The organism is Pseudomonas sp. GW821-FHT11G12, from assembly GCF_058808055.1.
This window is the reverse complement of sequence record NZ_JBXARH010000010.1, coordinates 189,592-201,691: the sequence shown is the minus strand read 5'-3', so window position 1 is coordinate 201,691 and position 12,100 is coordinate 189,592. Positions and strand designations below refer to the sequence as shown.

At 59.7% G+C, this 12,100-nt stretch carries 8 protein-coding genes; 7 read left to right on the top strand and 1 reads right to left on the bottom strand.

Going from position 1 to position 12,100, the window contains the following annotated elements; all coding sequences use genetic code 11:
* Positions 1 to 46: 46 nt before the first annotated feature.
* From AC1RR7_RS25685 to AC1RR7_RS25665, 5 genes are all read left to right on the top strand, one after another.
* Positions 47 to 565, top strand: coding sequence for a DUF2059 domain-containing protein (locus AC1RR7_RS25685; RefSeq protein WP_096821008.1), 519 nt, complete (start codon positions 47 to 49; stop codon positions 563 to 565).
* 12 nt (positions 566 to 577) lie between these two features.
* Positions 578 to 877 (top strand): BolA family protein, encoded by a 300-nt coding sequence (locus AC1RR7_RS25680; RefSeq protein WP_065257175.1) that lies wholly within the window; start codon positions 578 to 580, stop codon positions 875 to 877.
* 102 nt (positions 878 to 979) lie between these two features.
* Positions 980 to 1,921 carry an oxygen-dependent tRNA uridine(34) hydroxylase TrhO gene (gene trhO / locus AC1RR7_RS25675; RefSeq protein ID WP_096821010.1) on the top strand — a complete coding sequence of 314 codons (942 nt, stop codon included), beginning with the start codon at positions 980 to 982 and terminating at the stop codon, positions 1,919 to 1,921.
* A 35-nt stretch (positions 1,922 to 1,956) separates the two neighbouring features.
* Entirely contained in the window at positions 1,957 to 2,559 is a 603-nt protein-coding gene (locus AC1RR7_RS25670; RefSeq protein WP_172829544.1) for a DsbA family protein, read from the top strand.
* A complete protein-coding gene (locus tag AC1RR7_RS25665) occupies positions 2,552 to 4,369 on the top strand; it encodes an ABC transporter ATP-binding protein (protein WP_192558670.1) in 1,818 nt (605 codons plus the stop codon). Before AC1RR7_RS25670 ends, AC1RR7_RS25665 begins: the two co-directional genes overlap by 8 nt.
* A 4-nt stretch (positions 4,370 to 4,373) precedes the next feature.
* On the opposite strand, the gene AC1RR7_RS25660 is transcribed toward AC1RR7_RS25665, so the two are convergent.
* A complete protein-coding gene (locus AC1RR7_RS25660; protein WP_493158684.1) occupies positions 4,374 to 8,522 on the bottom strand; it encodes a hypothetical protein in 4,149 nt (1,382 codons plus the stop codon).
* 217 nt (positions 8,523 to 8,739) lie between these two features.
* Between AC1RR7_RS25660 and AC1RR7_RS25655 the strand changes: the two genes are divergently transcribed.
* Both AC1RR7_RS25655 and AC1RR7_RS25650 read left to right on the top strand, forming a co-directional pair.
* Complete coding sequence (locus tag AC1RR7_RS25655; protein ID WP_493158683.1) at positions 8,740 to 11,202, top strand: EAL domain-containing protein; 2,463 nt, start codon at positions 8,740 to 8,742, stop codon at positions 11,200 to 11,202.
* Positions 11,203 to 11,281: 79 nt separating this feature from the next.
* Complete coding sequence (locus tag AC1RR7_RS25650; RefSeq protein ID WP_219737125.1) at positions 11,282 to 12,043, top strand: iron-containing redox enzyme family protein; 762 nt, start codon at positions 11,282 to 11,284, stop codon at positions 12,041 to 12,043.
* Positions 12,044 to 12,100 lie beyond the last annotated feature (57 nt).

The window sequence follows — 12,100 nt, the reverse complement described above, 5'->3', positions numbered from 1 at the left end:
TGGTCGCCCTTGGGGTTTTACCTCGCCTAGCTGAAAAGGAAACTCGATGACTCGTCTTCGTGCCATCTGCACCGCGGTTGCCCTGGTTTGCGCCAGCGGCCAGGTGTTCGCCGATACCGCCAGCCACAACGCCAGTGCCGAAACTTTCCTGACCCTGGCGCACGCTGACAAGCTGGGCACTCCGGTGTACATGCAAGTGCAGCAGATGTTTGCCCAGCGTTTTGAACAGACCAAGGCGCCGGAATCCAAGAAAACCGTACTGGATACCTACCAGGCCAAGGCCAACGCCGCCCTGGACCAGGCCATCGGCTGGAACAAGCTGAAGCCGGACATGGTCAAGCTCTACACCAGCACCTTCAGCGAACAGGAATTGAAAGATCTGGTCGCGTTCTACCAGTCGCCACTGGGCAAGAAAGTTCTGGAAAAAATGCCGCAGCTGACTCAGCAATCGGCCCAGATGACTCAGGCCAAACTGGAAAGCGCAGTACCGGTCGTCAACAAATTGCTGGACGACATGACCAACGAGCTGGCACCGAAAGGCGCTGCTCCGGCCAAGAAGAAGTAAGCGGAGTTCGTGATGACCATGCAACAACGCATCGAATCGACGCTGGCGCTGCTTCAGCCTGAGCATCTGCAGGTGCTGGACGAAAGCCACATGCACAGTCGCGGGTTGCAGACCCACTTCAAGGCAGTGGTGGTCAGCGCGCAGTTCGAAGGTCTGAACCGGGTCAAGCGCCACCAGAAAGTCTACGGCACGCTCGGCGAGCTGATGGGCGAGTTCCATGCGTTGGCGCTGCACACCTACACCCCGCAGGAATGGGCAGAGGTGGGCGCCGCTCCGGCGTCGCCGACCTGTGCCGGCGGCAGCAAGCATTAAACGTCGGTTTTTTGCTAGAATCCGCAACGCGCCGCTCACCCGGCGCGTTTTTTTTCGCATCCGGTTCACCCTTTACGAGGGTAGCCACCTGGAGAAATACCCATGACACAACCGATTGTCGTGGCGGCACTGTACAAGTTCGTCACCCTCGAAGATTACGTCAACCTGCGCGAGCCTTTGCTGCAAGCGATGGTCGACAACGGCATCAAAGGCACCCTGCTGATCGCCGAAGAAGGCATCAACGGCACGGTTTCCGGCAGCCGTGAAGGCATCGACGGCCTGCTGGCCTGGCTGCGCAACGATCCGCGCATGATCGATATCGATCACAAGGAATCGTACTGCGACGAGCAGCCGTTCTATCGCACCAAGGTCAAGCTCAAGAAAGAGATCGTGACCCTGGGTGTCGAAGGCGTCGACCCGAACAAGAAAGTCGGCACATACGTCGAACCGCAGGACTGGAACGCGCTGATCAGCGACCCGGAAGTGCTGCTGATCGACACCCGCAACGATTACGAAGTCTCGATTGGCACCTTCGAAGGCGCCATCGATCCGAAAACCACCAGTTTTCGCGAATTCCCCGACTACATCAAAGAACACTTCGACCCGGCCGTGCACAAGAAGGTCGCGATGTTCTGCACCGGCGGCATCCGCTGCGAGAAGGCGTCGAGCTACATGCTGGGCGAAGGCTTTGAAGAGGTTTACCACCTCAAGGGCGGCATCCTGAAGTACCTCGAAGAGGTGCCGCAGGAAGAGACCAAATGGCAGGGCGACTGCTTTGTGTTCGACAACCGCGTGACCGTGCGCCATGACCTGAGCGAAGGCGACTACGATCAGTGCCATGCCTGCCGTACCCCGGTCAGCGTTGAAGATCGCGCTTCTGAGCATTACGTGGCTGGCATCAGCTGCCCGCACTGCTGGGACACCCTGAGCGAGAAGACTCGCCGCAGCGCCATCGACCGTCAGAAACAGATCGAACTGGCAAAAGCGCGCAACATGCCGCACCCGATCGGCTACAACTATAAGCAAGCATCCACCGAGGCTTAATCATGTCTGCACGCCTGCTCTATGTGATGGATCCGATGTGTTCGTGGTGCTGGGGATTTGCCCCGGTGGCCAAGGCATTGGTGGAGCAGGCGCAGGCAGCCGGGGTGGAGCTGCACCTGGTGGTCGGCGGGTTGCGCACCGGCAGCGGTGCGGCGCTGGAGCCGACCACCCGGCGCTACATTCTCGAGCACTGGCAGGCGGTCACCGAGGCCACCGGCCAGCCGTTCAAGTTCGAAGGCGCGCTGCCGGACGGTTTTGTCTACGACACCGAGCCTGCCTGCCGGGCCATTGTCACCGCGCGCAGCCTGGCGCCGGATTGCGCGTGGAAACTGGTCGGGTTGATCCAGCACGCGTTTTACGCTGAAGGTCGCGATGTCACCCAGGCCAGCGTTCTGGTGGAGCTGGCAGAGAAGGCCGGCGTCCCCCGCATCGAATTTGCTGCCCTGTTTGATCATGCCGATCAACACAAGGCGACCCAAGCCGATTTCAGTTGGGTTCAGGACCTGGGAATCGCCGGATTTCCGACCCTGCTCGCCGAGCGCAATGGCCAGCTGGCGTTGCTGACCAACGGCTACCAGCCGCTCAGTGAACTGTCGCCGTTGCTCGGTCGATGGCTGGAGCGCGCGGCCTGTGTCTGACCCGGCCGATGACACGCCAGCCGTCAAGCGTGTCGACCGGCTGAGCTGGGCTGAAGTCCGGCGTCTGGCACTTCATCACAAAAAATCCCTGTGGATCGCCAACGGCGTGGCCGTACTGGCGACGCTGTGCAGCGTGCCGATTCCGTTGCTGCTGCCGTTGCTGGTGGACGAAGTCCTGCTTGGCCATGGCGATGCCGCACTGAAAGTCATGAACCATGCGCTGCCCACGATGTGGCAGCAGGCGGCAGGCTACATCGGCCTGATGCTGGTGGTGACGTTGACCCTGCGCTGCAGTGCCCTGTGTTTTGGCGTGTTGCAGGCGCGGTTGTTTGCGCGACTGGCCAAGGACATCGTTTATCGCATCCGCGTGCGGCTGATCGAGCGTCTGAAACGGATCTCCCTGGGTGAATACGAAAGCCTGGGCAGCGGCACGGTCACCACGCACCTGGTCACCGACCTCGACACCCTCGACAAGTTTGTCGGCGAAACCCTCAGTCGTTTCCTGGTGGCGATGCTGACGCTGGTCGGCACGGCCAGCATCCTGATGTGGATGCACTGGAAACTGGCGCTGCTGATCCTGTTGTTCAACCCGCTGGTGATCTACGCCACGGTGCAGTTGGGCAAACGGGTCAAGCATCTGAAGAAACTGGAGAACGACAGCACCTCGCGTTTCACCCAGGCGCTGAGCGAAACCCTCGATGCGATCCAGGAAGTGCGCGCCGGCAACCGACAGGGCTTTTTCCTCGGGCGCCTCGGCCTGCGAGCCCAGGAAGTGCGCAACTATGCGGTCAATTCGCAATGGAAGACCGACGCCTCCAACCGTGCCAGCGGTCTGCTGTTCCAGTTCGGCATCGACATTTTCCGCGCGGCGGCGATGCTCACGGTGCTGTTCTCCGACCTCTCGATCGGCCAGATGCTCGCGGTGTTCAGCTACCTGTGGTTCATGATCGGCCCGGTCGAACAACTGCTGAACCTGCAATACGCCTATTACGCCGCCGGCGGTGCGTTGACCCGGATCAACGAGCTGCTGGCCCGTGCCGACGAGCCGCAATACCCCGGTGGCGTCGATCCGTTCAAGGGCCGCGATACCGTCGGCATCGAGGTGCAAGGCCTGAGCTTCGGTTATGGCGATGAGCTGGTGCTGGATCAGATGAACCTGTCCATCGCACCGGGCGAGAAAGTGGCGATTGTCGGCGCCAGCGGCGGCGGCAAAAGCACCCTCGTGCAACTGCTGCTGGGTCTGTACACACCGCTGGCCGGCACCATTCGTTTCGGCGGATCGACCCAGCAGGAAATCGGCCTGGAAACGGTTCGGGAAAATGTCGCGGTGGTGCTGCAGCATCCGGCGCTGTTCAACGACACCGTGCGAGCCAACCTGACCATGGGCCGTACCCGCAGTGACGAAGCGTGCTGGCAGGCACTGGAAATTGCCCAGCTTGAAGCGACTATCCGCGCCTTGCCGGATGGACTCGACAGCATCGTCGGCCGCTCCGGCGTGCGCCTGTCCGGCGGCCAGCGACAACGGCTGGCCATCGCCCGGATGATCCTCGCCGAACCCAAAGTGGTGATCCTCGACGAGGCGACGTCAGCCCTCGACGCCGCCACCGAATACAACCTGCATCAGGCCATGGCGCGCTTTCTCCATGGCCGCACCACGCTGATCATCGCCCACCGCTTGTCGGCGGTGAAGCAGGCGGACCGGGTGCTGGTGTTCGACGGCGGGCAAGTGGCCGAGGATGGCGACCATCAGCAACTGATTGCCGATGGCGGGTTGTACGCCAAGCTTTATGGGCATTTGCAGCGTTTGTAGGTTATTACCACAGCACCTCCAGCGCGTTGGCCGTGCCGTCGTAGCCAAACTCTTTGACGATCACCGAACAACTGGTGCATGGGGGCATGGTCGTGGCCACGTCGACCGAAGCGATCATGTGTTTTTCGGGATACTTCTGGCGAAGCACGCTGATCAGTTTGGCCTCGCTGTCCAGAGAGGTCGGCCGGCGGGTCACCGCAGGCGTGTAGGTGTCGATGTCCTTTATCGTACGGGGAATCGCCACCAATTGCCCTTCGCTCGAGACTTCCAGTGAGGTTATGTTGAAGGTCTTGCCAAAGTCGATGTTGAAGTAGGTGGTATCGCCGACAATCACTTTATCCGGCGCGAACGGATGCTTGAACAGTGGCAGTTCCGAGGTCAGTCCCTGTGCACCGGAAACGCTGACGTACACCTCACGGGTGCCGGTCGATGTCACGATGTCGGCGTAGGCGATGTTGCGCAATTTCTGTCCCTGGAAATGAGGCGGGAGCAGCGCCTGAAGCTTGATCATCGTCTGATTGATGTTCAAGTCGGCGCTCTGTTGGATATCGATGGTCTTCTCGGCAAACAGCGTATCGAAGATGTCGGCAGTTCGTTGGCGAAACGTATCCGAAGCGCCCTGACTGCTCGACCAGGACGCGGCGCCGTCCTTCCGCCGTCTGACAATCATGCGCGTCGAATGGTCGAACATCACCGCTTCGCCCGGGCTGGTATCGACCTTGAGCAGCTTGAGCGTATCGGGTGGGTTCGTGTGACCGCCTATGCGAATGGCAATTTTCTCCATGGTTTCCATGGCACGTTCGACCGCAGCAGTGCCGTGGATCCTCGCCATGTTATTGGCATTGAGCGATCCGGTATAAACCGTCATCAACTCATCCTTCAGATCGGCAGGCAGGGTATTGGCCTTGCGCAAAGTCAGCGGTGTCGCGAGGCTCTGTCCCTTGGGCACTTCGGCGACGTAGAAGGCTGCGGCGTCCAGTCGGGTGAACACGTAGTGCTTTGAGCCATCCATGGCCGGGACGATAGTGGCGCCGGCTTCGAACCTGTCGAACTGATTCCGTGTGCCGTAGGGGACATCAACCTTGATTCGGCCATAAATCCCTTTTTGAAAGGCTATCGTCCCCTGGTGCCGGGTCTTGCGCTTCAGGGTCTTGAGCAGCATCGCCCGACCTGGAAAGGCCGGCGTATAACGGCTGTCCCCGAACCACGGTGCCCAGCCTTTTTCCGTGTCAAAGCTGCCATTGGCGGGCGTCGGTGCCGGATCGCGGGTGACGTAACTGGTTTTGCACGTGGCTTTGCCCGGCATACGCCGCACCCTGCAGGGTACGGTTTTAAAGATCGACGGGTCATCAATCAGGTCGGCGCGGCGCAATTGATCGCCGTCCAGCCGATAAGGGATGTCATCAATCAGCAGTGTGGTGCGTCCATCGACCTCAAGCACTTCCCGGATACGCGCCTGTTCCGGAACTCGCGCTATCACGTGGGATTCGGTCGGGGGCAGGGTCTTGAAGGCCGATCGGCCCTGTTCGAGGTTTTTGCCGTTGTGGCGTAGACGCGGGCCGTAGGGCAGGGCTGTCATCGGGTCGACCAGATGAAAGCGCTCCAGGCCGGACGCGCTTGTATGACGTATCAGGACGTCATCAATGCCGTTGACCGTCGCCAGTCGGTCGCCGTTTGTCAGCGGCTTCCAGTGCCCGGGATCGATGACCTGGGGCAGGTCCTGGATCAGTCGGTAGTGCTCGGCCGTTCCCGTAAGCTTCTTGATACCGCCGATTCCGGCGCGGCCGACAAAGAACAGTCCTTTGCCGACTCCGCTCACCAGACCTTTGAGGAGTGACGGCACACCGTCCAGCGGATTGAAGTTTGCCAGTGAGGTGGTCAGCAGTTTGCGGGCCAGTATCGAGAAGGACGGCAACGTCGCCTGGACCGCCAGGCGAGTGGTGCCGACAGCGGCACGGATCAGGCGAACCGAGCCGGAGATGAATTTGCCGATCGGGCAGAGGAAAGAAGTCAGGTCGAACAGCAGTCCGACCCCGCCCAGGACTTTGCTTTTGACATCGCCCGAGAGCAGGTCCTCGATGCTACCCCAGAAGGGGACGAACCCTTTGACGATTGTCACGAATATTTCCAGACGCCTCTCGGTTTTGGCCCGGATGGTGTCGAAGATCGTCATCCCCCGGGCTTGCAGGCGCAGGTGTTCTTCATCGACATAAAGGAAGTTTGTCGCGATGTAATGGGCCAGTGCGCCCAGTCGTGATGTCAGCGTCGCGGCATCGGTCCCGGCATCACTGGAGGCTGCGGCTATATTGCCTACGGTGTCGAGATAACCGACGTAGTACGCCCGGGCGGCTGGTGCCCTGCCGTGGACATGGGCCGACCAATCGAGCAGCAACGAAGTGCTGATGTCGCGCTCGGGGGAATAGATTTGTCCGGGGATGGTGGCGTGCAATGGAAACTCGGTCCGAACGCCATTGACGGTTGAAAACCTCAAGGTGGGTCGAAGGCGAATGACACCGGCACTCGGGATCAACTCGTGGTAGGCAATATTCCCCTGGTGGGTCACTTTTATAATGAAACCCTTCCTGGCCCGCGTCAGATCAGACGGTTCGTTGGGTGCTGATTTTCGACGCAGCCCCAACAACTCGATTTCACCCATTGCCAATGCCTGGCGGTCGCTCGCTGGCAGTGAAGTCAGCAAGCTGGCAATCAAGGTCTGATAAGGCGGCCTGATAGTCGCCAGATATTGGTTGAAGGCGCTTTCAAACTGCGCATTGATATCCGGCAAAGCCTTTCCAGCCCAGCTGTAGTCACCTGAATTCACCCGGTCATAACCACCTCGCGAGTTTTCGCGCTCGGCGTAGAGGACGCGTTGCTTATCCAGTCTGAGTGCTGTCGTGGATCGGGTAGTGCCATCGGACAGCGAGACAATCCATCGTTTGCCGCCATCGAGCTGACCGTCTGCGTAGAGGTCCAGCAGGTCATGGCCGATCAACTTCAGATCCGGGGTTGACCGGAATCCGCTGTAGCTGCCATCGGCTGTCAGCAATTTGCGCCCGTCCCGCTTGAACGTAAAACCGCCGAATCGATCCGCCAAAATCTCCCTGGCCATTTTCAGTCGATCGGGCGGGGCCAGCTCCAAAGTCATCACGGCGCTGTTCAAGCGTTGACTTTGTGCTTCCAGCGCCGTTAGCGCCCGCTCGATATCATCCTGGTCATAATCGAAGGCCGGTCGCGCCTGAACGACGCCCGTGCAGACCGCCCATTCAAGGGCGGGACTTATCCGCAGTCGGGCAATTGCCTCCAGTTCTGCAGCTGAGGCGCCAGCAGTACGCTCAATGGGCAGGTCGACGAGTTGCTGGAAGGACAACGGCTGCGACTGATCCAGCCCGAGCGTCTCGGCCAGCAATACACCGTGCATGAAGTTCACCCACACCACCGAACTCTTGTAGCGAAGCTCGGGCGGGATATCGGGCACGGCAAAGTCTTTCGACAGCCGAGTCTGGAATATTCGGGCCAGAAGGATCGACTCCTTGGTGTTGGCAGCCCGACGCGTGCGCAGTAAATGCTGTTCGAAATCGCTGCGCAGGGTCGAGTAGCTTTTGCCCCAGTGGATCGAGTCCTGCCAGCGGAAACCGGCGAGTTCCTGCTGCTCATCGGCTGAAGGCGAATGCAGATAGAGGCAGATGGCTTTGCATATCAATTGATGACGAACGGACGCCGACGTCTGTTCGCCAGCGGATGCGCCGTACCATTTGAGCTTTTTCAGCAGCCGCTCGGTCAGGTCCAGCGATTCTGGGGAACTGAGTATTCGCTGGAGGAAAACCGAGGGGGTTGCGCGCAGTTCTTCCGTATCCGCAAGACGCAGGATATCGCCACTCAAATGACGGATCAGCGAAGGTTTGCCGATCAGAAACATCCTGACCGTGTCGATCATTCGCTCATTGATGCGTTTTGCCTTGTACTGTTCCAGCGTCGTGGAGGGCGCAAGGGGCGGTGTCGCGAGCTGCGCGGCCCTGAACTTTTTCCTGTCCCGGCCGGTCGGTTGGGGAACCAGGGAATCGATATCCGGGCCGGTGTCCAGTCCAAGCGCCTTTCTGGCGCTGGATTCGGCGGTTGTCGACAGGTTGGTTGAAGCTGAAGACGTCGAGGGCATGTCACACTCCTTGTGAGGCATTCCCGCCACAGTGGGGGAGGCCTGAAGTGCCCAGTAAATCGATCCCGCCGGTGGCCGTGGCTGTACATATGTCTATCCGGCGTTTGTCCTGAACTGAGGCGGATCCGCCGCTTGCCGGAACCCCGAACGCCTCCTAGTCTTTGGAGGTTGGTCTGATAGAGACGGACAATCAGGCAGTGACCACGCAAGGAACTCCATGAAGCAAAAGCGGACTCTCGGAACGCCTCGGTTGCTGGGCATCGTCTGGCCATTCATCGCCGTCGTGTTGTTTCAAGCCTTGCTGGGAGGCGTGAGTCTCTACGTCCTGTCGGCCGTTCGCGGGTATGTCGCGGGCGAGAGCCTCTGGTCCAAGGGTCAGAAAGACGCAATCTATTACCTCAACCTCTACGCGGACAGCCGCGACGAGGCGATTTATCTCAAATACCAGAACGCAATCGCCGTGCCTCAGGGCGGCCATCAGTTGCGCCTGGCACTGGACAAGCAACCGCCCGACCTGCAAGCGGCGCGCGAGGGCATCCTCAAGGGCGGCAACCACCCGGACGATGTCTCCAGCCTGATCTGGCTGTACCTGAATTTCCGTCACTTCAGTTATCTGGAAACCGCCATCGACCGCTGGACGCTGGGCGATGCCTACCTGGTGGAGCTCGATGACGTGGCGCAGGAGATGCACCGAGGCATCACCGCCAATGCCGCCACTGATGCCGATATCCGGCGCTGGAAAGACCGGATCTTTGCGATCAACGATGGCGTGACGCCTGCCGCCAAGGCTTTCAGTGATGCGTTGGGTGAGGGTTCGCGGGTAATCCTGCGTCTGCTGTTATTCACCAACCTCGCCACGGCGCTGGGCCTGATCGTGCTGGCGCTGCTGCGCACCCGCAAACTGCTGAAGCAGCGGCATGCCTTCGCCGAAGCACTGCAACTGGAAAAGGATCGCGCGCATGTCACGCTGCATTCGATTGGCGATGGGGTAATCACCACCGATGTGAGCGGTGCGATCGACTACATGAACCCGGCCGCCGAGGCGTTGACACACTGGAAGGCCGAGCAGGCTGCCGGTCTGCCGCTGGCGGCGTTGTTCAATTTGCTGGATGACAATGCCCAGACCGAAGGGCTGACCCTGATCGAGCACATTCTCAGTGGTCAGCTCACCGGCGGCAGCGAACACTCGAAGCTGATCCAGCGACTGGACGGCAGCACCGTTTCGGTGACTCTGGTCGGCGCGCCGATCCGCAATGCGGGCAAGGTCAGCGGGACGGTGCTGGTGTTGCACGACATGACGCAGGAGCGGCAATACATCGCCAATCTTTCATGGCAGGCCACTCACGATGCGTTGACCGGCCTGGCCAACCGCCGCGAGTTCGAGTATCGCCTCGAGCAGGCCTTGCACAATCTGACCCGGCAGCCCGGGCGACATGCGCTGATGTTCCTCGATCTCGATCAGTTCAAACTGGTCAATGACACCTGCGGGCATGCGGCGGGCGATGAGTTGCTGCGACATATCTGTGCGTTGCTGCAATCAGGCCTGCGCGAGGGCGACACACTGGCGCGACTGGGCGGCGACGAGTTCGGCATCTTGCTGGAGAACTGCGCACCGGAGGCGGCCGAGAAGATCGCCGAGAGCCTTCGCCAGACCGTACAGAACCTGCATTTCGTCTGGAAGGGGCGGCCGTTCCTGACCACTGTCAGCATTGGTCTGGTGCATGTCGCGCAAACACCGACCACTCTTGAAGCCTCGCTGCGGGCGGCCGACATGGCCTGCTACATGGCCAAGGAAAAGGGCCGCAACCGGGTGCAGGTCTACCATGCCGACGACTCGGAGCTGTCCCTGCGTTTCGGCGAGATGGCCTGGGTACAGCGCCTGCACATGGCCCTGGAGGAAAACCGCTTCTGTCTCTATGCCCAGGAAATCGCCCCGTTGGGTTCGGTTGCCGGTGGCGCGGGCGGGCACATTGAAATTCTGTTGCGCCTGCATGACGAGGCGGGTCGGATGATTCTGCCGGACAGTTTCATACCGGCGGCCGAGCGTTACGGTTTGATGACGTCACTCGATCGCTGGGTTGTGCAGAATGTATTTAAGGTAATTGCTCAATGTATTAACGAAGAGTGCGAACGGCCTCTGGCAATGTGTGCGATTAATCTTTCAGGCATTACTATCGGAGATGACGCGTTCTTGCACTTTCTGCGCGAACAGTTTGATAACTATTCCGTTCCGCCTGAAATGATTTGTTTTGAAATTACAGAAACCAGCGCCATTGCAAATCTCGGCAGTGCTATCCGATTTATTAATGAACTCAAAGGCTTGGGTTGTTACTTCTCATTGGACGACTTTTGCGCCGGAATGTCTTCATTCGCTTATTTGAAACATTTGCCTGTAGACTTCCTGAAGATCGACGGGAGTTTCGTAAAGGATATGCTGGACGACCCGATTAACCGCGCTATGGTCGAAGTGATCAACCACATCGGGCATGTCATGGGTAAGCAGACAATTGCCGAGTTTGTCGAAACAGCCCAGATCGAGCAGGCATTGCTTGAAATCGGCGTCGATTACGCTCAGGGTTATGTCATCGAACGCCCGCAATTGTTTACCTGCGACAGTTTGCAAAGTCGGCCCGCCAGACCGCAGCCGCTGTTGTTCAAGGCGCCTGGCACGTTCCGTTGAAGTCTCTCGCCGATCCTTACAATCACAAATCAAAAGGAGCCGAACAGTGATCGACACATTCAACCGAACCGGACCACTCATGGAAGCTGCAAGTTATCCTGCCTGGGCACAACAGTTGATTCAGGATTGCAGCGAGAGCAAACGCCGGGTTGTCGAACATGAACTTTACCTGCGCATGCGTGATAACAAGCTCAGCGCCAAGACCATGCGCCAGTACCTGATCGGGGGCTGGCCCGTCGTTGAGCAGTTCGCGTTGTACATGGCGCAGAATCTCACCAAGACCAAGTTCGCCCGTCACCCGGGTGAAGACATGGCGCGGCGCTGGCTGATGCGCAACATCCGCGTCGAACTCAACCATGCCGATTACTGGGTGAACTGGAGTCGGGCCCACGGCGTGAGCCTGGAAGACCTGCAGGCCCAGCAAGTGCCGCCGGAATTGCACGCCCTGAGTCACTGGTGCTGGCACACCAGTTCGGCGGATTCGCTGATCGTGGCCATCGCCGCCACCAACTATGCCATCGAAGGCGCGACCGGGGAGTGGTCGGCGCTGGTCTGTTCGACCGGTGTGTACGCCGCCGCCTTCCCTGAAGAGGACCGAAAGCGGGCGATGAAGTGGCTGAAGATGCACGCCCAGTACGATGATGCCCACCCGTGGGAAGCGCTGGAAATCATCTGCACCCTGGCCGGGATGAACCCGAGTCGGGCCTTGCAGGCGGAACTGCGCCAGGCCGTGTGCAAGAGCTATGACTACATGTACCTGTTCCTCGAGCGCTGCATGCAGCTCGAGTTGACGGAGCGGGTGCTGGTCGGGCGCGAGCGACGGGCGCTGGTCGAGAGCTAGTTTCGGCGACATCCATAAAAAAACGGGAGCCTGTGTGCTCCCGTTTTTTATTGGCCT

Bases quoted from the DNA above. Each gene is read 5' to 3' on its own strand.
- AC1RR7_RS25655 (WP_493158683.1), top strand. From the start codon at position 8,740: ATGAAGCAAAAGCGGACTCTCGGAACGCCTCGGTTGCTGGGCATCGTC.
- AC1RR7_RS25685 (WP_096821008.1), top strand. From the start codon at position 47: ATGACTCGTCTTCGTGCCATCTGCACCGCGGTTGCCCTGGTTTGCGCC.
- AC1RR7_RS25650 (WP_219737125.1), top strand. From the start codon at position 11,282: ATGGAAGCTGCAAGTTATCCTGCCTGGGCACAACAGTTGATTCAGGAT.
- trhO (WP_096821010.1), top strand. From the start codon at position 980: ATGACACAACCGATTGTCGTGGCGGCACTGTACAAGTTCGTCACCCTC.
- AC1RR7_RS25660 (WP_493158684.1), bottom strand. From the start codon at position 8,522: ATGCCCTCGACGTCTTCAGCTTCAACCAACCTGTCGACAACCGCCGAA.
- AC1RR7_RS25680 (WP_065257175.1), top strand. From the start codon at position 578: ATGACCATGCAACAACGCATCGAATCGACGCTGGCGCTGCTTCAGCCT.
- AC1RR7_RS25670 (WP_172829544.1), top strand. From the start codon at position 1,957: ATGTGTTCGTGGTGCTGGGGATTTGCCCCGGTGGCCAAGGCATTGGTG.